This window comes from Nitrosophilus labii (assembly GCF_014466985.1).
GTDB classification, from domain to species: domain Bacteria; phylum Campylobacterota; class Campylobacteria; order Campylobacterales; family Nitratiruptoraceae; genus Nitrosophilus_A; species Nitrosophilus_A labii.
Window position 1 is genome coordinate 179,477 of sequence record NZ_AP022826.1, and the last position, 20,531, is coordinate 200,007.

At 31.6% G+C, this 20,531-nt stretch carries 19 protein-coding genes and 1 pseudogene; 14 read left to right on the top strand and 6 right to left on the bottom strand.

Annotated elements, in window-relative coordinates:
- The first annotated feature begins 46 nt into the window (after positions 1 to 46).
- The 13 genes and pseudogenes from NIL_RS01010 to rbp all read left to right on the top strand — a co-directional run bounded on the left by NIL_RS01010 (position 47) and on the right by rbp (position 12,701).
- Positions 47 to 922, top strand: coding sequence for a hypothetical protein (locus NIL_RS01010; RefSeq protein WP_187647800.1), 876 nt, complete (start codon positions 47 to 49; stop codon positions 920 to 922).
- Positions 858 to 1,835, top strand: a complete 978-nt coding sequence (locus NIL_RS01015; RefSeq protein ID WP_187647801.1) for a hypothetical protein — start codon at positions 858 to 860, stop codon at positions 1,833 to 1,835. The genes NIL_RS01010 and NIL_RS01015 overlap by 65 nt, the downstream gene beginning before the upstream one ends.
- The gene (locus NIL_RS01020) at positions 1,828 to 2,220 is read left to right on the top strand and encodes a hypothetical protein (RefSeq protein WP_187647802.1); all 393 of its coding nucleotides are present in this window, start codon (positions 1,828 to 1,830) and stop codon (positions 2,218 to 2,220) included. The genes NIL_RS01015 and NIL_RS01020 overlap by 8 nt, the downstream gene beginning before the upstream one ends.
- Entirely contained in the window at positions 2,217 to 2,720 is a 504-nt protein-coding gene (locus tag NIL_RS01025; RefSeq protein WP_187647803.1) for a hypothetical protein, read from the top strand. Before NIL_RS01020 ends, NIL_RS01025 begins: the two co-directional genes overlap by 4 nt.
- Entirely contained in the window at positions 2,704 to 3,495 is a 792-nt protein-coding gene (locus NIL_RS01030; RefSeq protein ID WP_187647804.1) for a site-2 protease family protein, read from the top strand. The genes NIL_RS01025 and NIL_RS01030 overlap by 17 nt, the downstream gene beginning before the upstream one ends.
- The gene (gene gspD / locus NIL_RS01035) at positions 3,482 to 5,281 is read left to right on the top strand and encodes a type II secretion system secretin GspD (RefSeq protein WP_187647805.1); all 1,800 of its coding nucleotides are present in this window, start codon (positions 3,482 to 3,484) and stop codon (positions 5,279 to 5,281) included. Before NIL_RS01030 ends, gspD begins: the two co-directional genes overlap by 14 nt.
- Positions 5,265 to 6,803 (top strand): GspE/PulE family protein, encoded by a 1,539-nt coding sequence (locus NIL_RS01040; RefSeq protein WP_187647806.1) that lies wholly within the window; start codon positions 5,265 to 5,267, stop codon positions 6,801 to 6,803. The genes gspD and NIL_RS01040 overlap by 17 nt, the downstream gene beginning before the upstream one ends.
- Positions 6,793 to 8,001: a type II secretion system F family protein gene (locus NIL_RS01045; RefSeq protein WP_187647807.1), complete on the top strand. Its 1,209-nt coding sequence runs from the start codon at positions 6,793 to 6,795 to the stop codon at positions 7,999 to 8,001. The genes NIL_RS01040 and NIL_RS01045 overlap by 11 nt, the downstream gene beginning before the upstream one ends.
- A gap of 70 nt (positions 8,002 to 8,071) precedes the next feature.
- Positions 8,072 to 9,658: a methyl-accepting chemotaxis protein gene (locus NIL_RS01050; protein WP_187647808.1), complete on the top strand. Its 1,587-nt coding sequence runs from the start codon at positions 8,072 to 8,074 to the stop codon at positions 9,656 to 9,658.
- A gap of 58 nt (positions 9,659 to 9,716) precedes the next feature.
- A complete protein-coding gene (locus NIL_RS01055) occupies positions 9,717 to 10,148 on the top strand; it encodes a glycine zipper 2TM domain-containing protein (protein WP_187647809.1) in 432 nt (143 codons plus the stop codon).
- Positions 10,149 to 10,300: 152 nt separating this feature from the next.
- Positions 10,301 to 11,516, top strand: a pseudogene (locus NIL_RS01060) (IS256 family transposase).
- 358 nt (positions 11,517 to 11,874) lie between these two features.
- On the top strand, positions 11,875 to 12,297 hold the full coding sequence (locus NIL_RS01065) for a helix-turn-helix domain-containing protein (RefSeq protein ID WP_187647810.1): 423 nt from the start codon (positions 11,875 to 11,877) through the stop codon (positions 12,295 to 12,297).
- 134 nt (positions 12,298 to 12,431) lie between these two features.
- Entirely contained in the window at positions 12,432 to 12,701 is a 270-nt protein-coding gene (gene rbp, locus NIL_RS01070; RefSeq protein WP_187647811.1) for an RNA-binding regulator, read from the top strand.
- Between the two features lie 98 nt (positions 12,702 to 12,799).
- On the opposite strand, the gene NIL_RS01075 is transcribed toward rbp, so the two are convergent.
- Entirely contained in the window at positions 12,800 to 15,064 is a 2,265-nt protein-coding gene (locus NIL_RS01075; RefSeq protein WP_197972097.1) for a multiheme c-type cytochrome, read from the bottom strand.
- Positions 15,065 to 15,143: 79 nt separating this feature from the next.
- Here NIL_RS01075 and NIL_RS01080 point away from each other — a divergent pair, with 79 nt between their 5' ends.
- A complete protein-coding gene (locus tag NIL_RS01080; protein ID WP_187647812.1) occupies positions 15,144 to 15,806 on the top strand; it encodes a response regulator transcription factor in 663 nt (220 codons plus the stop codon).
- Here NIL_RS01080 and NIL_RS01085 read toward each other — a convergent pair.
- The 5 genes from NIL_RS01085 to NIL_RS01105 form a co-directional block, all read right to left on the bottom strand.
- Positions 15,793 to 17,013, bottom strand: coding sequence for a HAMP domain-containing sensor histidine kinase (locus NIL_RS01085; RefSeq protein ID WP_187647813.1), 1,221 nt, complete (start codon positions 17,011 to 17,013; stop codon positions 15,793 to 15,795). The genes NIL_RS01080 and NIL_RS01085 overlap by 14 nt on opposite strands.
- Positions 17,014 to 17,075: 62 nt before the next feature.
- Positions 17,076 to 17,756, bottom strand: a complete 681-nt coding sequence (locus tag NIL_RS01090) for a hypothetical protein (RefSeq protein ID WP_187647814.1) — start codon at positions 17,754 to 17,756, stop codon at positions 17,076 to 17,078.
- Positions 17,734 to 18,171, bottom strand: coding sequence for a type 2 periplasmic-binding domain-containing protein (locus NIL_RS01095; protein WP_187647815.1), 438 nt, complete (start codon positions 18,169 to 18,171; stop codon positions 17,734 to 17,736). Before NIL_RS01095 ends, NIL_RS01090 begins: the two co-directional genes overlap by 23 nt.
- Before the next feature lie 8 nt (positions 18,172 to 18,179).
- Positions 18,180 to 19,190, bottom strand: a complete 1,011-nt coding sequence (locus NIL_RS01100) for a hypothetical protein (protein ID WP_187647816.1) — start codon at positions 19,188 to 19,190, stop codon at positions 18,180 to 18,182.
- Positions 19,191 to 19,245: 55 nt separating this feature from the next.
- Complete coding sequence (locus NIL_RS01105; protein ID WP_187647817.1) at positions 19,246 to 20,508, bottom strand: DNA polymerase Y family protein; 1,263 nt, start codon at positions 20,506 to 20,508, stop codon at positions 19,246 to 19,248.
- Positions 20,509 to 20,531: the final 23 nt, after the last annotated feature.

Below are 20,531 nucleotides of genomic sequence, written 5' to 3' on the forward strand. Positions count from 1 at the left end.
TTATTTTATTATGATATTTACAAAATTTTACTGGAATGAAACTTTAATGACAATGAAAAAATCTATTGCACTCTTTATAGTTTTGATATTTATTGCAGTTGCCTCTTCTTTGATAGCTATTGTTTATAAAGAGAGTCAAAAAGCACTTTCATTTTCTAAAATATATGAAAAAATATCACAAAACTCTCTACTTATTAGAGATTTTGAGTATATTTTAAAAAACAGTTTAAAAGATATAAACTCAAGCGAAGATTTAGATATGCTTTTTGTCTCTTCACCTTTACTTTCAAGTAAAGATGGCGAGTTTAACTTCGGTTTTTCGCTTAGACCTCTTAGCGATAAGATAAATTTAAATTTTTTGAAAGATAAAAAAAAGAGAGAATATATTAAAGATTATATCTATAGAGTATGCTCTTTTTACGAGGTGGAAGATACAGAGTTTTTTATCGCACTTTTAGAAGATACGATAGACGTAGATATTGAAGAGAGAGTTGTCGGTAGCGAAATAGTTTTGGAAAATAGAAGATTTAAAAACGGTTTTATTGAGAGTTTCAGCCATTTTTATAAAATTTTAGATTATTATTTTAAGATGTCACAAGATAGCAACATTTTTAAAGTTAACTGGAAAGAGCTCATATATTTTGATAAAGATCTAAAGAGTATTATCGATTGTAAGCGGCTTTCTTCGCAAAATGCAAGATTTTTAGGACTTCCTGTAGAAAATGAAAGTTTTGATTGTGAAGAGCTAAAAAAAGATGTAAAATATAAAGAGATTTTAAAAGTATTAAATATCAAAGATTATACAAAAAAAGAGCCATATTTGATAGAAGCTTCGTTATATTACAAAAAGGATGGTTTTGAAGAGAACTTTAGGCTCAGATACAATCTTTTCAAACAAAAAGTCACACAAGTTGAAGAATAGGTATCGATTACTATTTTTTAGAAAAGAGTCAGATTTTAAAAATGTCAAAGATAAAGTAGTTCTTATACTCTCTCCCGAGTTTTATTGGATAAAGAAGATAGAATTTGACGTTAAAAATATAAAAAGTGCGAAAAAAATAGCTCCTTCTTTGTTTGAAGGTTCTCTTCCTCATAACAATTTTGAATTTAAGATATTAAAACAAAAAAGAGACTTTTTTGCGATAGCATACGATCCAGAGGAAATTAAGGAAGCGATAAAAAAAAGCGGTTTATTAGGTGATAATGTAAAAAGAGTCTATTTTGCACAAAAAGAGTTTGAAAATATCTATGAGTGTATTGAGTTGGACGATTTTTTCTCTTTGGCCAAAGTTGAGGATATCTGGACAAAGATTCCTAAGGTTTGCACGCAAGGGTCTAAAACTTTAGATGAGGTTTTGAATGAGATAAAACTTTCCGATTTTTTTGTAACTTTGAATAAAAGAAGAGAGTTTTTTGTTAACGAAAAGATTTTAAGAGTGGCGGCTGCTTCTTTTTTGCTTTTTTGTTTAGCGCAAGGTATTCGTCTCTATTCATATGATAAAGAGATAAAAAGTTTGAAAAATAAAGAGATAAACCTTTTAAAAAAAGAGTCTTTACCGTCAACATTGATACAGTTAAGAAGTATAGAAAAAAGATTGGATAAAAAGCTTAAAAAAAGTATGGCTCAAAAAAGGGTTATAAAGTATTTGTCTAAACTATCTATGAAAGATGTAAAACCTATAAGAATTTCGATCAAAAAAGATGAAGTGGTACTTGAGTTTTCTAGTAATGATAAAGCCGTTAAATCTATAGTTGAGAAAATAAAAAAAGAGTATCCTTTGTTAAAGAGTAAAAAAGAGAATAAAATTTATAAAATATGGTGGAGATATGAGTAGAAACTTTTTGTTTAGCATTTCAGTTATCCTTTTTTTATTTGCTCTGTTTCTATATTTTAAAAATTATGAATCTAAAGATGAGTTAAAAATGGCTCAGAAAAGATATTTTGAGGTAGAGAAAAAAGTTAAAAAGATTGTTTACCTTAAAAAAAGATTAGAAGATGAAAAATATCTGAAAAGTTTCATAGCAAAACTTCAACGAATAAAAAAAGCAGATCTTATTAAAGATAAAGATGAGTATATAGAGATCTATTTTTCTAACCTAGAGCCTAGGACTTTAGATAGACTTCTACAAAAGACGGTAGACTCTTTTATAGATATAAAAGAGTTGATAATAGACAACACTCAAAAGAAGTGTTCTGTAAAGATTGGGATTGCAAAATGAGAAAAGCGTTACTTTCTATACTATTTTTTTATCTATTTTTTATACTGACTTTTCCAAAAGAGCAGATATGGTTTGCGATGGAAAATTTGGCAAAAGAAAAAGGCCTCTTTTTTAACGGAGAAAAGATTGAAAAAGCACCTCTTACTTTAAAAGTTGAAAATTGTGAAATTTTAAATAAAGGGTTTGATATAGGAAAACTTAAAAACGCCACTTTTTTTATATCTTTTTTTTATAATAGTGTAGATTTGAGTGGTTTTGTTTTTAAAATAGATAAAACTATCTCTTTAAATAGTGCTAAGGCGGCTTACAGTGTGTTAATTCCATTTAAAGTAGTTTTAAAAGCAAAAATGTCTATTTGTGATATTGAGGGAGAGATAGATCTTAAAAAGAGGTATATAACCTTATATCTAAACAATATAAAAGACTTCAATAAAGTAAACAAGATTTTCAAAAACATCAAAAAAAATGAAAAAGGGTATCTTTTTGAAAAAAGATTTTAAAAAAGAGTTTTTTTTAATAGTTTTATTCTCTTTTGTTGTAGCGTATATTGTCAATTCATTAGTTATATATTTGCTGCCTAAGACTACTGTAGAGTATGTGGACTACTCTCCAAAGCAGGAGTTTTTTATCGTAAGACTTTCCGAAAAACTTTGCAATCAAACACAAAAAGTCCAAAAAGATAGAAACGAGGATTTACCACAAGAAGATTTCAGTGAGATAAAAACTCTTAAACTCAAAGCTGTTTTTTTAGAAGAGGATAGCGGCTTTATAGTGGTAGAAAATAATAAAAAAGAGGTTTTTATATCCTTAAAAGATGTCTATAAGGGGTTTAAGCTTGTAAAGATTTTGCCTCAAAGCGCAATATTCAAAAAAGGCTCTAAAAAGTATATTCTAAAACTGCAAGATCTCAAAAAAAGCGATATTTTCCTAAAGACTCCTAAATTTCAAAAGAAAAAAGATGGGGATTATAGGATATCAAAAAGTGAATTACGCAGTTATAGAAAAAAATATGACAAGCTTTATAGAGAGATAGCGTTGATGCCGGTTAAAACAAAAAGTGGTTACGGATATAAGGTTACTTATCTAAAAAAGGGTTCTGTTTTAGAAAAACTTGGACTTAAAAAAGGAGATGTGATATTACAGATCAACTCTAGAAGTGTGGAAGATAGTGGTCTTTTTAACGACTTGCTAGAAAATTTCGAAAATCTAGAGTATATTTTTATAACACTGCTTAGAGATCATAAAGAGAAGGAATTGTATTATGAGATATATTAAGATTTTGATACTGATTTTGTTTGTAAATCTCTCTTTTGCAGCTAAAAGTGAGCAAGAGATTGTGCTCAATTTTCAAAATCTAAGTATAAATAATTTTATAAAAATGGTGGCTAAAATAACCGGTAAAAATATACTATCTCCTGAGTCTATAAGAGGAGATGTGAATTTTATATCCGTTAAGCCTATAAAAAAAGATGAGGTATTTGATCTTTTGTTAAATGTACTCAAAAATAAAGGCTATACTATTGTTGAGAGTCCAAAAGGGTATCTTTTGGTAGTTAAGAGCAAAGATGCTATAAGAGAAGCTCCTCCCTTTTTTGGTAAAACAGATCTTGATCAGATACAAACCGATATCATAGGCATCAAATATGTAAGTGCGACAAAGATTTTTCCCTCTATTACACCACTGCTTAGCCGTAACGGTAAAGCTTCGTTAGTAAAAGATATAAACACTATTATAGTAACAGATTTTCCAAAAAACTTGATTTTGATAAAAAAAATAGTCTCTTTTTTAGATAAAAACGTAAAAAAAGAGGTTGTTTTTATACCTTTAAACTATGCAAACGTCTCAAGTATCTACTCAAAACTTGTGAAAATTGCCTCCACATTATATCCTGTCAACACAAAATCTAAACAACTAGATATTATTTCCAATGAAGCAACCAATACTATTATTATTATAGGGGATGTTACGGAAGTGAAAGCTTTAAGGGAGTATGTAAAGGAGCTTGATAAAAAAGATGATATAGTAAAACCTAAAGTTCATATAGTTAAGCTTAAAAACTCAGATTGCGAGGAGATGCAGAAAGTTTTAAATGATTTGGTTTCTAAAAAAAGGTATGACAAAAAGGAGACAAAACCCTCTATCACAATAGACAAACCTACAAATACTCTAATAATTTTATCTAGTCAAAAAGAGTTTGAAGAGCTAAAAAAAGTTATTGACGTGCTGGATATCGATAGGCAGCAAGTTTATGTAAAAGCAAAAATTGTGGAGATAAGCGGTAAAAAAGCTTCGCAAATAGGAGCCAAATACGGAATATTTGGGGGAGTGGCTAATAGCTCAGGGCTTTATAGCTTCAGTACCAATCTTGGAGGGCCAGCTATACCTTTTGATCTTAATGAATTGGGTATTGAAAAGCCAACATTAACTCAAGGTCTTGCTTTAGGGGCGACTATCTCTCTTCTTGAGACCAATGGGGCTGCAAAAAAGCTCTCAGAGCCATCTTTACTTTGTGTAAACAATACCGAATCTACCATATATGTAGGACAAACCGAATCGGTTATAACTCAAGGAACAGTGGGAGCGAAAACGACGGACTATACAAAAAATGTATATACTAGACAAGATATCGGTTTGACACTTAAAATTAAACCGAGAATCTCTTCTGATAACAAAGTCTCTTTAGATATTAAAACAGTTATCGAAGATATCTTACCCGGAAGTCAGATAGGTCTTCCTATTACCTCAAAAAGAGAGATGGATACAACCACTATAGTAAAAAACGGACAATCTATAATAATAGGAGGATTAGTTAAAGACAATCTAGATATAACAACTTCAAAGGTACCGCTTTTGGGTGATATACCTATTTTAGGGAATATCTTTAAATATGAGGAGAGATCTAACGATAAAACCACTTTAGTAATTCTACTAACTCCTTATATCGTAAAAAAATCGGAAGATCTTAACAAACTAAGAGCTCTTCTTGGAAAACTGGATGCTTTAGAGAAGAAGTTTGCTAAAGAGTTTATAAGGGCCAAAAAAGATGAATCTAATAGATAGATTGCCTAGATTTAGAGAACTTGATCTTTATCCGGAAATTCTTGATGATGTAGATATAGAATTAGCCGTTAAAAATAGACTTCTTTTTACAAATATAGATGGAAAGGTTTATGCTGTAATTGATCCTGAATCGATAGCGGATTCTCTCAACTATTATTCAAAGCTTACTCTTAAAATACCTGTAGCGGTTTTAGACAAAGACTCTTTTGAAAGACTATATCACAGATTTTTGGAGCTTAAAAGCGACAAAGTTTTTAGCTCTGAACTAAATGAAAGTGAGAGTGAAGAGTTTATAGAAGAAGAGCTTGAATTATCCGATTTTTTAAAAATTTCCGAAGATATCTTAACTAGTGAAGAGTCTGCACCTATTATAAAGTTTGTGAATGCACTTTTTTATCAGGCTGTAAAAAAGAGAGCAAGCGATATACATATAGAAAGCCATGAAGATAGGGGAGTAGTAAGATTTAGAATAGACGGCATTTTACTAAAACACTCAGAGCTTGATAAACGCGTAGTCTCTTTGGTCATAAGCCGTATAAAAGTTATCTCGAATTTGGATATATCGGAAAGAAGGATTCCTCAAGATGGAAGGACGCAGGTTAAAATTGCGGGGAAAACTTTAGATGTAAGGGTCTCGATTTTGCCTACTTATCATGGCGAGAGAGCGGTTATGAGAATTTTGATGGAGTCTGAAGAGATTCCATCTTTAGAAGAGCTTGGATTTGAGGAAGAGCTCACAAAAAAATTTAAAGAACTACTTTCACATACATACGGAATGATACTTGTTACTGGTCCTACGGGAAGTGGAAAATCCACCACATTGCACGCTTTTTTGCAAAATGTGGCAACTGAGGAGAAAAATATAATAACCATTGAAGATCCGGTAGAGTATAAAAGCGAAAATATAAATCAGATTCAGGTTAACCCAAAAGTAGGGCTCACTTTTGCTTCGGGACTAAGATCTATCTTAAGACAAGATCCTGATGTGATATTAGTAGGTGAGATAAGAGACAAAGAGACGGCTCAGATAGCTGTTCAAGCGGCACTTACTGGGCACCTTCTGCTTTCAACACTTCATACCAACAATGCTGCTTCTGCAATCACTAGACTTATGGATATGGGTATTGAGCAGTTTTTGATAACCTCTTCCCTGCTTGGGGTTCTTTCCCAAAGACTGGTTAGAAAACTCTGTTCGCATTGTAAAGAGGTGGATGAGAGTGATTTGAAGGAAAGGTTTTCAATCCCAAAAGAGAGCGTTATATACAAAGCAAAAGGGTGTGCAAAATGCAACTATACCGGTTATATAGGAAGAAGTGCGGTGGGTGAACTCTTTTTGCTTGATGAGGAGACGAAAAATCTTATAAAAAACGGAGCAAACGAAAACAAGTTGAGAGAGTATATGAAAAAAAGAGGCTATAAGACGTTGCCCGAGTATCTAAAAGAGAAAGTTATAAACCAAGAGACCTCTTTGGCGGAAGCCATAAGAGTAGGATTAACTGAAGAGATAAAAGATGCGATATAGATATATAGGCTTTTCTAAAAAAGGGGAGAAAGTTTCGGGATATATTGAAGCATCCTCCATAGAAGAAGCTAAAAGAAAGTTAAAAGATGCATCTATAGTTTATGAAGAGTTAAAAGAGATAAAGCCGCTTTTGCCATCTTTTAATTTTAAAAAAGAGGTACCTAAAAATATACTTATAGATTTTTCCAAAACTTTGTCTATATACCTAAAGTCGGGCATATCTATCGCTAAAGCGATAAGACTTGCAAAAAATCAGTTTAGTGACGGTAAAACTTTAGATTTTCTATTTCAGATCCAAAAAAATATAGATGAAGGAAAAAGTTTTTATCAAGCCCTTGATAAACAAAAGATTTATGATATACCGAAATTTTATAAAGAGTCGGTTAAAATCGCAGAAGAGACTGGAACTTTACAAGAGGTTATTTCTGAGATGGCCGATTTTTTAAAAAATCTAAAATCTATGGAAGATAAAACAAAAAGGGCTTTGATATATCCTCTTTTTATTATAATTGTCGCTATTTTTATGATATCTTTTATGTTAAGTTTTGTTATTCCTAAAATCTCGGCAATCTTTTTACAGTTACATCAAGAGCTTCCAAAAATTACTAAATTGGTTATATCTATAGGAGATTTTTTGACACAAAACTGGATTGGCTTGGTATTTATTATTTTTTTACTTATTTTTTCTTTTTCCTTTACAGTGAAAAAAATATACAGATTTAGATACATGTTGCATTTTTTCATTTTAAAAATACCGATAATTAAAGATATAGCCATAGCTTCGAATCTGGGTAAATTTTCATATCTTATGTCGGTTTTGACAAACTCGGGAGTAAACTTTGTTCATTCGGCAAAACTATCTTCAGAGACTTTACAAAATGAAGTGATAAAAAGAATTTTTCAAGATGCTTCTAAAGAGTTAGTGGAGGGAAAAAGGTTTTCAAACGCATTGGTAAAAAATGGATTTAATTTTGATAAATCTTTTATTCAATCTATAGCACTTGCGGAAGAAACAAGTGAGGTAACTGAGATATTTAAGAATCTATCTGAGCTTTTTAAGGAAAAGAACAGTGCTAAAATAGAGCTTTTTTTATCTTTATTGGAACCTACTCTTTTATTGGTAGTGGGGATTATCATAGGATTTATAGTAACTGCTATGTTATTGCCTATTTTTAGTATGAATTTAACTGTAGGATAAATGTTAATTTATGATTTCTTAAAAATGTTTTATTATAATTGATTATAAATTTTTTGCTTGAAGGATTTACATGCCTAAATCGATACGAGCCAAGTTTATAGTTATGTTACTCTCTACGCTTTTAACTATTTTTATTTTGCTTTCGATCCATCTTTTTAATAGTTTTAATCAAATAATCGAAAAGAGTGCAAAAGAGAATCTTAAAACGTTAAGCGATTCTATATTTGTTGCAATTAGATCTAGTATGAATTTTGGAAGTAGTGAAGAAGTACAAAAAACATTAAACAATATTAAAAAAATAGAGGGAATTAAAGATATAGATATTGCAAAATCTAAAAAGGTAATCCAGCTTTTTGGTTTAAATGAAAATTTTGAAGACTATAATAAGGAAATCAAAAAAGTTTTTAAAACAAAGAAAATCAAATATATAGAGGATGAGGTTAGAGATAGTATAAAACTTTTAAAACCTATCGCGGCAACTAAAGAGTGCCTTAGCTGCCATACAAATGCAAAAGAGGGAGATGTTTTAGGAGTAATTGATCTTGATATCTCTTTGGAGAGTACAACTAAACAGATAAACTCTCTAAAATTTTATCTTTTTAGCAGTATTTTAGTTTCAATTATAATTTTAATAGCTCTTTTTACACATTTTTTTAATAAAAACATATTTAAACCTATTGATGTATTGACACAAAGAGCTAAAGATATAGCAAGTGGTGAAGGAGATTTAACAAAGAGACTTAGATTTGTAAAAAAGGATGAGATAGCGGAAGCAGGAAACTGGATAGATGCTTTTATAGATAAAATACAAAATGTTATTTCGAACGCCAAAAAAGCTAGTAAGAAAAATCTCGATATTGCAAATCAGCTTAGTAATGAATCTGAAAAAGTTACAAAACGCTTACATGAAGGAATAGAACTTGTCGAAGAGAGTGTATCAATAGGTAAAAATGTACATATAGCACTTGAAAATAGTCTTTTAACTATCAAAAAATCACAAGAAAATGTTTTAAACGCTAAAGATAAGATTAATATTATTCAAAATGATATTTCCAAGCTTACTACAAAAATAGAGAAACAATCAAGTGATGGTGTAAAGCTTGCGCAAAGATTAAATAATCTTTCAAAAAGTGCAGATTCTGTAAAAGAAGTTTTAAATGTTATTGCAGAAATAGCTAATAAAACAAATCTTTTAGCTTTAAATGCTGCTATAGAAGCAGCAAGAAGTGGTGAACATGGAAAAGGATTTGCTGTTGTAGCAGAAGAGGTGAGAAGACTTGCAGAACAGTCTCAAGCTAGTCTCCAAGATATTGATGAGACTATTAACGAAATAATAGATGAGATAATAAAAAGTGCCAAAAATATGGATAAAAATGCAAAAGAACTCCAAGAACTGATGATTTCAGCTAAAGAGAGTGAGAAAAATATGATAGAGACTGCTGATTTTATGGATAATGTCAATAAAGTAAGCATAGATTCTCTAAATATATCACACTCTTTGGCTAAAGAGGTAGAGAAAATACTTAATGAAATAGAAAGAATAAAAGAAGTTTCACAAGAAAATATAAATAGTGTATCACAAATGAAAGGATTGATTGAAGAAATAAATAAGATAGCCATTAATTTAAATAAAATCTTAGAGAGGTTTAAAACATAATTCCACAATTTTTCCTCAATTTTTTTATATCATCTCCTAAAGTTATAGGAGGTGGGTTATGAGAAAATTTTTTCTAGCAGTAATACTTCTTCTTTTAGGAACAAATATTTTAGCAGCCTCTTTTAGTTATACTGAGTATGTAGAGGTAACAAGAAGCGAGCCTATTTACAGGACGATTACTAAAAGAATTCCATATCAAGAGTGTTGGTATGAAGAGGTACCTGTAGAATACAGTTATGATGAAGGTATAGATGATAATGTTGGAGCACTTATAGGAGGAGTAGCAGGGGGAATTATAGGTCACCAGATAGGTGAAGGTAGCGGTAAAACTGCTGCGACGGTAGGTGGAGCAATTATCGGAACTTTGGTTGGAAAAAATCTATCTAAAAAGAGTGATACTTATGTGGAAAGAGGCTACAAAAGAGTAAAAAGATGCCGAACTAAGTATGAAGAGCATGAAGAGCGTATCCAAAGAGGGTATAGAAACTAAACTTTTTATAACGGAAAAGAGATTGTGAAATTTAGTAAAAGACCTCTTAAAAGAGTAAAGATAAACGTCACCGTCTCTGGGAGTGTAAAAATAACTGTGTAAATCCTTATAAAAAGATTAGATAAAATTAAAGAATAAAAAGGATTTACACAATGAGGTATATCAATACAGAAGAGGTAAAAAAAGCTATCAAAGAGGGAAAGGGGATAGATATTGATGAGATCTTGGAAGAATTCAAAGGTCTTTTAAAAGAGGTTTATCAGACTGCTACAGAAGTAGAGTTAACTGAGCATTTAGGATATGAGAAGCATCAAGTTTCAGATAATCCAAATTATCGTAATGGATACAGTGAAAAAACTTTAAAGTCCAAATATGGGGATATAGAGGTTAAGATACCAAGAGACAGAAACGCTACCTTCGAACCAAAGCTTATCAAGAAACGACAGACTCTCATAAAGGGGACAGAAGATTTAATTTTGTCTTTATATGCAAAAGGGATGAGTGAACAGATTTCAACACCATCTTGATGATTTATATGGATATGAACTTTCTATTCAGACAATTTCCAATATAACAGAAGCAATAATAGATAAGGCAAAAGAGTGGCATAGTCGTCCGCTAGAGGCAATATATCCGATAATATTTATGGATGCTACAGTTTTAAAAATAAGAGTGGATAGAGTAGTTAAAAATATTGCTGCATATATAATGCTAGGCATAACTCTTGAAGGGAAAAAAGATATTCTTGGTATATGGATAGGTGAAAATGAAAGTTCTAAACAGTGGTTAACACTTTTAAATGAGATAAAAAACAGAGGTGTTGAAGATGTATTGATATTTGCAATAGACGGACTAAATGGATTTAAAGAGGCTATAGAGGCAGTTTATCCAAAGGCAGAAATTCAAAGATGTATTGTACACCAGATCAGAAATAGCCTAAAATTTGTATCTTGGAAAGATAGAAAAGAGGTAGCTAAAGATTTAAAGAGTATCTACACTTCATCAACCGAAGAAGAAGCAGAGCTTGCTCTTACAAATTTTAATGACAAATGGGGTCAAAAATATCCCCATATTACCCAGTCTTGGCAATCTAACTGGAATGAGCTATCTACATTTTTTAAATATCCCCAAGCTATAAGAAAACTGATTTATACGACAAATCCCATAGAATCGATAAATTCAAATATTAAAAAAAGAACAAAGTCTGTGGGTTCTTTTCCAACCATCGATTCAGCTTTTAAGCTTCTTTATCTTGCCACACAGGAGGTACAGCACAAATGGAGTAATACAAAAATCAGAAGCTGGAGTGAAATCTATCCTCAGCTTTGTATATTTTTCAGTGAAATTATGCAAAAATATACACGCTAAGGTTTTAAGGGCTTTAGGTGGTTTACACAGTTTATTTTACAGTCCCCCGTCTCTTATTGATATACATTGTATTTATTTTGTTTCCTAAGCCTTACGGCTTGCCTTTAAAATATTTTAACCGAAAATCTTGCATTATTTTACAATGGAGATTTTCTTCAAGGTAAATTAGCTTTTCGTATGTTCGTTACTAAACTCTGATGAGTTTAGAACTCACATAGACTCAAAGCTTTCGCAAAGGCACGGAAGCAAAGCAGTTTGCTTCCTAAGCCTTACGGCTTGCCTTTGCTAATTTAAGCGTTTTCTTTATTAACCTATTATAATATTAATTAATCAATTTTTTAAAATTTTAAGGAAGATAATGAAAAAGATATCTATAAAAGAGGCTGCACAGATTTTAGGTATCTCTGAACAGGCTGTTAGAAAAAGAATCAGCAGAGGAACTTTAGATTCGGTAAAAGAGAACGGGCATGTATATGTTATTTTAGAAGATGACAGTGCACAGAAGATGGAAAGAGAGGATTATGAGCAATTTTTCAATCTCTTTTTGGAAGAGATTGAAAAAAAAGAGATAGAGATAAAAGAGCTAAAAGAGATCATTAAACAGAAAGAGGAGAAGATAGATTTACTGCAAAATGAGGTCAAAGAGGCTTTAAAGGAGAATGCCAAATTATCACAAGGCGTACATATAGAGGCTAGAAAACTTATAGAGACTTTTTTGCCTATGCTTGAAGATATGAGACATGAACCTGTGAAAAAGAGAAACAAAAAGAAGAAAAAGTGATAACTTATAGGGTTTTTAAAAAAAAGTTTGGATAAAAAGATAAAAAGTGGTATAATGTTTTTCTCTTTTGATTTAAAAGTCTTCAGCGGCTTTTCTATCTCAAGAGGTGCATTTTATTTCAAAGGGACAACGCAATGAAGCAAATTTATGTAGGTAATCTACCTTACAGATCGGGTGAAGAAGAAGTTAGAGAGCTATTCTCTCAGTATGGTGAAGTAAATTCGGTAAAATTGATAACTGATAGAGAGACTGGAAGACCAAGAGGTTTCGGTTTTGTTGAAATGGAAGATGATGGTGCTTTGAAAGCTATTGATGCTCTTGATGGAAAAGAGTTTGAAGGCAGAACTTTAAGAGTTAATGAAGCTAGACCAAGAGAGGCTAGACCTAGAAGAGAATTTAACTAACAAAATCTAACAGAAGTGCGAAAGCACTTCTGCTTCTTTGAACTTCTACAAAAATTTTTACATTTTCATTTATAAGTCAGCCTAAAGGCCGACCTGTTTTAATCATCATCCACTTCATTTTCTCCATAAGGTCCGTTATGGCAATCATAACAGCTTATCTTATGTCCAGCAGCAAATGTTTTTGTTTGTCCATCTTCTATATGAAATGTTCTAGCACTAAAAGTTTTTGAAAGCTCGCTGCCTCTATAGTCGCTTCCATGGCACGTACTACAACTTAAAAGATTATTTTTAGCTGCATCTTCATGATTTTCTATCCAAGCTTGTCCTACTGTATGAAGCCCGTGAGGACCTCCGTTAACAGTATCCGGTACGGTTAAGTGACATGCCGTACATTCAGCTATTGTTCCTGCATGTCCTTGAGCGGCAATGCTTTGTGCATTATCTTCAGGTCTGCTTGAAGGATAAATTGCATGGGTTGAACCGTGACAAGCAGAACATTGAAGTCCACCATGTCCTTTACTAAACCTATATAGGCTCTTTCCTTGAATTGGTGTATCGGGGTTTGTAGCAAAACGGCTATCTAATGTAGTTCTAAGAGTTCCTGTTAGCATATCGGTAACAGCTTCGGTATAGCGTTTGCCGTTTTGATGGCAGCTTTGGCAGTCTGGTTCATCAAGCCAGCCTTCTCTAGTGCTACTGCCTACCGCACTCATTACGCCATGACAACTTTGGCATTCTATTAGATTTGTACCATCAGGATTTTTTGCTTTACCCATAGCTCCTCTTAAACATTGCGTAGTTGAGCCGGGATGGCAAGTGTAACAAGCATTTCTATTAAGAGAGTCGTTAAGAGATAAGTTGGTATCTGGATCAATAACTTTTGAATGTTTTGCGTGAATAGCTTGCGTTAACGGTGATATGTTGTCTATTCCGGTACCAGGTAGTGCATTGCTTTTATGACAAGAGGCACATAAAACAGGTGTTCCCTCTTTGACGGTTTCTTCTAAACCATTAATATTATAGTTCCAACCTTTTGCAGATAGTGAAATATTGTGTTCTAAAACAGCATTAGGAAACTTTTCATCATGAAGTCTTAGTATATTAAATTTATAGTCTTTTTCAGGCTCTGTTAATTCTACCCAACCATTTTTAGGTTTAGCCGCGTCATAACCTGATGTAGAGCTATGGCATTTTTTACAATCCATTTCATCGCTGACAGGTAAAACCGTAGTTGTTTCAGCAAGTATATTACCAGCTAAATCTTTTGCGACAACTTTTACCATCGGATAATGGTTTACAGAACCGTCATCATTTTTAGGAGCGGTTGGAATTCCTTCTGCGATCCACCATTTATATGTGCTGTTAAAATCCATATTGACAGGTGACAAACTTTGTACAGGCTTGCCTTTTAAACCTGTATCGGGTTGTAGATTGATACCGAAAAGTTTTGAGACATAATCCCAGAAGTTTGTTTTATCGCTGCTTGTAGTGTTATACTTTCCGTCAAAAGAGACAGCAGCTTCATAAGTAACGATAACTCCTGAAGTTACAAGTTCAGCCGTTTTGTCACCTTTTTTGATAAGTTGCGCAACTAACGTATTATATGGAGGTAAAATAGAAAATACCGAATAGTCGTTACCGTCCATACAGTGCATTCCAAGATCGTTCCACGCTAAAAGCTGATACTCTGTTGAAGAGGTTGTAGTTGTGGTATATTTTTCCTCATCATAATCTTCTTCAAACTCTTCAACCTCTCTTTCTAATTCATCTTTTTCCTTTTCTATTTCGATTAATGACTCTTCATAGTGAGATAGAGCTTCATCTTCTGTCGCAATAGTATCTTTTTCCAGGTAAGTTTTGATAACAGACTCATTTATATCATCCTCTTCGTCAAATCTTATTGGTAGTTTTTGCTTAAGAAGTTGTTTTGTCTCATCTGAAATTGTTATTCCGTTTGCAGGATCTCCGTCAATATCTGCAGATATTAAAAACTGAACCATTCTAATCACTTTTGTATCATTGGCATCTACAGGCTGTTTTAGTTTGTATTCCAATATTTTTTGTGGAGTTACGATAAAATCGTTTGGCTCTGGCTGAGCTTCACCTAAAATCACATTTTCTATTTTAAAGGTAATTATTTCTCCATCTTTAAAATAGAATCTTCCTAAAGAGTCTGTCTCACCTGTTGTACCTAAATTACCAACATATTCCAATCCTGAAACTTTACTGTCGATAAATACTCCAGCATTTGCTGTTGTAGTTGTTGATGAAGTCGTCGTGTCTTCTCCACCTCCACCACCTCCGCATCCAGAGAGCAAGATAGTTATACTCAAACCTATAGAGTACAGAAAACCCTTGTTCATGGCTTCTCCTTTAATGTTTCTTTCAAAAAATAATAATAAACTATTATTATGAAAATTTGATGAAAAAGAGGAGACTCTTTTGTATATATTGCTAGTGGATGATAATGAGGAGCTTTTGTACTCTTTGGAAAAGATTTTAAGAAATGAAAAATATAGTGTAGATAGCGTTTCAAATATCGAAGATGCTTACCAAAAAATAGATTATAAAAATTACAATCTAATAATCTTGGATTGGATTTTAGAAGATGGAAATGGTGTAGAGTTTTTAAAAAAGATAAGAGAAGATGGATTTACCACTCCTGTTATGATGTTATCTTCAAAAAATGAGGCATTGGATAAAGCTAAAGCCTTAAATTTAGGGGCAGATGACTATCTTGAAAAACCCTTTTCCAATATAGAGCTATTAGCTAGGGTTAAAGCTATATTAAGAAGAGAGTTTAATCAAAAAAAACCTGTTATAGCGATAAAGGGAGTTAAGCTTGATTCTGTTAAAAGAGAGGTAGAAGTAGATGGCAAAAAGATTACTCTTTCTTTGAAAGAGTTTGAATTGTTAGAATTATTAATGCTCAATGCGGATATGGTTTTGACAAAATATCAGATTTTGCAACATATAAGTAGAGATTTTGATACTTTAAAAGGGAGTAATATTGTAGAAGCTCATATCAAAAATCTAAGAAAAAAAATCAAAAAAGATATAATAGAGACGGTAAGAGGAGTAGGGTATATCATCAAAAAGAACTGAAAACGAAAACGGAAGTTGTTCCTTTTCCGATCCCCTCACTGTGGATATTTATATCTCCTTTGAGTAAAGTTGCAAACTTTTTGCTAATTGATAATCCAAGTCCTGTGCCGCTTTTGTAAATTTTGCCTTGGTAAAATTCGTCAAAAATGTATTTGAGATCCTCTTTATCTATTCCTATGCCGCAATCTTTAATATAAATTTTATAATCATTTCCCTCTTTTTTTAAGCTTAAATAAATATTGCCTTTTGGAGTAAATTTTATAGCGTTAGAGATAAGATTTATGATTACTATTTTAAATAATTTAGGATCAGTATTTATTTTTAGTTCCTCTTTTATATTGTTTATGATTTTAATACCTTTTGATTCGGCTAAAGGATTTAAAATATCTAGCACTTCTTTAACAGTATTGGAGATATCTGTTTTAGAGATCTCCATATCGATTTTTCCGGAATCCACTTTTGCTATAGTTAAAATATCGTTTATTATCTGAAGTAGATGGTTTGCCGAATGTTCTATTTTTGAGATTGATTCTAAGTTGTTTTGGTCAAGTTTAGAAGATGTAAGTAGATATTGAGAAAGACTCAAAATAGAACCTATAGGAGTTTTGAGTTCATGAGACATGGCTGAAAGAAAAGAGGATTTTGCTCTTAAAGCCTCTTTTAGTTCTTCCATTAAAGATATTCTCTCTATCTGTAAAGAGATCATCTGTTTAATAGAGTTATAAAATCTATTAAGATTTGTTATCTGGTTTGTAGGGTTGAAGATAACTATTTTCCCAAGATTTTCGATCCTGTTTTTTTTGAAATTTTTAACATCAATACCAAGCACAAAAGCGTTTTTAAACTCTCTTTTGTCATTTGTAAAAAAGATATCTTGAGTATTCATCAATCTTTTTAGTTCTCTTACGGCGACTGTGATAGTATCATATTTCGATTCGGTTTTTGTTATTGTATTGAAAAACTCTATCAAGTCTATCAAGCTCTCTTCATACTTTTTACTTTGTGCTTTTATAGAATCTAGCGACTCTTTTGTTTTTTTTATCAGTATATTGAAAATTTTAGTGAGATTTCCTATTTCGTCTTGTCTATTGGAGTAGATCTCTTTATTGTAATCACCTGTTTTGACAATGTAATGGGCAGTTTCATATAATGATTTTATAGGAAGTACCAGATTTTTAGAAATAAAAAATATAAAGACTGAGGTCAAAAGTATCATGATAAGAAAGACGATATTCAAAAGCGTTTGTACATGATATACAGTCTCAAAAGCTATTTTTTTGTCAACTGCATAATGGAGAGTGAGATTTTGCAAAGGTGTAAAAAACTTTTTTTTACCTCAAGAGTTTCTCCAGGTATCTCTGGCTTTTCAAAATCGATAATATCAGAAGTTATCCATGAGTATATTCCTTCGCTGTTTTTTAAATGTTTTTCAAGATTTTTTAAAAGATAGAGCAAGATAAGATTGCCTATATATCTATTTTTATCAAATGAGGCTGAAACTGGAGTGTTTATTATAAAAAAGTTGTGGATTATCTGTTCTTGTTTCTTGAGTTTTGAAAACCTAAGTTCAATATCTTTTTGAGAAGTTGCGACTATTTTGCCATTACTGCTTATAACGGCGAAGATAATATTTTCACCAAGGTCTTGTGCCTTTTTCTTTAAAAGATTACTTACTCTTTTATCTATATCTTTTGCGATAATATCATCCATAATCTCAAGTTTTGATAAAAAAGTTGCCTCTTTTTTCAAAAAAATTAGATAATTTTTTAGTTCAGAGAGTGTATAGTCGGCTTTATTTTCTAGTTTTTTTATCTCTTTATTTATTAAAATCTCATTTTCGTATTTCATAATATAAAAAAAAGTAAGACCATATCCAATAAATATAATAACTAAAAACGTGAAAACAATTTTTGTTTGAATAGAGATACTATTTTTTTGGTTTAGATTCACCGTTTTGTACCTCGTACAATATTTTCAGCTTATGTTTTGTTGCTACATCTTTTTCTAGATATCCTATGGCATTGTCAACGTTTTTCAAAAAAGAGGCAATTGCTTCTTGAGACTTTAAAACTTTTGGAGGTCTGTGTCCCATATAGTGGGTTTGAAGCCAGTATCTTTCAAGCTCAAATCTTTTCATTTTCAAAATTATGTTTTCAAACTTTTTTCTTAATAAATGATCATAAGGAAGGTTTATAGGAATAATCTTTTTTTCTCCTAAAAATCTTATTTTGTCAAGGTAGATTTTTTGTACCGTTTTTCGATTTAGGGTATCTGCCGGGAAATTTCTATTTGCGGCGATAACAAGAGAGTCGGCATATATAAATGAGGCAGAAAGTATGAAAATCAACTTTATAGACCACTTCATTTTTTGCCTTAGAACATAAAAGAGAATGAAAAAAGCCATTTATCGCTCTTTTGTATAGAGTATCGATTGTACTCACCTTTTATGGCCACATTAGGATACGGTCTGTATGTAAGGCCAAAAGTCCATATATTCTCTTCGATATTTTCACTATCGGTTAAAATATCCTCTTCATGAGTTTTATATTTTTCAAATCTTGTTATTAGGTAGTAATGTTCACTTAGATTCCAAACATTTTGTAAATAAACATCATAAGGAATTAGATTTGATGAGTCTATTTTTTTTATAGATGATTCTATCGTTAACGTATAGTTTTGTTCTATTTTTTTAAAAGCAAAAACGCTATAAATAGACTCTTTATTATCTCTTTGCCGAAAATATCCCCCGCTTACTTTAAAGATACCGTTCTTTTTTTCAAACTCTAGTGTTATACCATAATGTTTTTTGATTTTGAAGTTGTTGTAACTACTATCTATATCTTCGTTGTTTTGCAATGTTATATATAAAAAATCGAAATTTTCATTAAGAGCGAATCTGTAGCATATTCCCGAAGTAAGTTTTGGAAAGCTGTTTTCTACAATATATGGACTAGAGGTCGTATCTCTTAAAACATTTATTGGCATTATGTTCCAAAAGCCTATGGGCGAATTGAATTTGCCAATTTTAATGGTTTGATAATTATCTATATAGTAAGTTAGATTTATTCGTTCTATTTTAAAGTTAAGATTGCTATCTTCTACCTTCATAGGAGTGTTTTGGTTAATATATATATCTTTTGCTTCAAACTCTGAAACAAAATCCCATCTATCATCTTCGCCGTATAACAAAAAAGCAAGATCATCGACTAAAAAAGCCTCTTTTTCATCGCTTTTTTCATATTCTGTAGATAAATATCCTCCAAGATAGAAAGTATCGCTTATTTTGTATCCTTTGGTAAAATCATCGCTTATAGATTTTAATGGGGAAAATAGCAAAAAGGATAAAAAAAGAAGATTTGATATGAGTTTTGTATAAAATCTCATTAATTTGGCCTTAAAAACTCTTTTTGAAGAAATAATATCATAAAATATTATATTTTTATATAAACTCAACTCCCCACTTTAGAGTGTCAACTCCATATTTTTTTCTTGCTTTGCTAGTTTGGAAGGAGAGCCTTTTTGCTTTTTCGTCATCTTTATAGGTGAAAATATCGAAGATTTTTTTTTCGTAAAATTTCCCGCAAACCATACTTAAGCGAATAACTTTTGAATATCTGTATATATCTGCTTTCAAAAAGAGTCTAAGCATGGTGTCTTTTAAAAGTTTTTCGCTAAAAGGTCTGTTTAAAAGTTCGTGAGCTTTTGATCTGCCTTTGAAGTCGTAAACTATCTTAAAAGAGAAGTATCTGGGATTAAGATTTAGTTTCATTACGGAAAAAGCTAGATATCTGCTCATAATCACGATTCTTCTTTTAATCTCCTCTCTATCTTCTATAGGATCTATAGTCCTAGATATCCCTATAGATTTTTTAGGATGGGAGATTAAAATAGGTTCATTGTCTATTCCCAAAACTCTTTTATAAAGAGTAATGCCCGGTTTTTTCCAATTGTAAAAAAGCTCTTTTGCCTCTTTTATATCTCCTAGCTTTTTTATCTTCACTCTGTGTAATCTTTTTGCATATCCTCTTCCTATACCTGGAAAATCTTCAATTGGGATATCTTTGATAAAATCCTCTATCTCATCATCTTTTATTACTTTGATACCGTTTGGTTTTGCAAAAGATGTGGCAAGTTTAGCAGTCCACTTGCTTCTTGCAACTCCTATGGAGATAGGCAGAGAGAATTTCTCTTTTATCTCTTTTTTTAAATATATCAAAAACTCTTTGACCTCATCTTCTTTTATCCACCCCTTCAGATCTCCGAAAAATTCATCTATACTGAACTGCTCTACCAACGGGATTCTGGTTTGCAAAAACTCTTTTAATTTATGAGAAAGAGAGTGGTAGTAAAGATGATTAGGCGGTACTACTATAAGTTTTGGATAGATACTTAAAGCCTCTCTTATGCTCATTCCCGTTTTTATACCGTATTTTCTTGCTTCATAGCTAGCGGTTATGATAATGCCTCTTATCTTTTCTCCCTCTATAAAATATTCTTTGAAAGTGGAATCTGAATTGTAAAAGATGTTTGGAACAAATGCTCCGCTATTTTTTTGGACTATATCTATTTTGCTTTTTTGTTCTTTGTCAAATATGAAAGGATCTCCTCTTCCTCCAACTGCTGCTGGAATATCTCTCAATGATGGATTTTTAATTCTCTCTGCTGAGATAAAAAAGGAGTCTAAATCCATATGTATCTTCATAATCAACCTCTTTTAATTTAGTT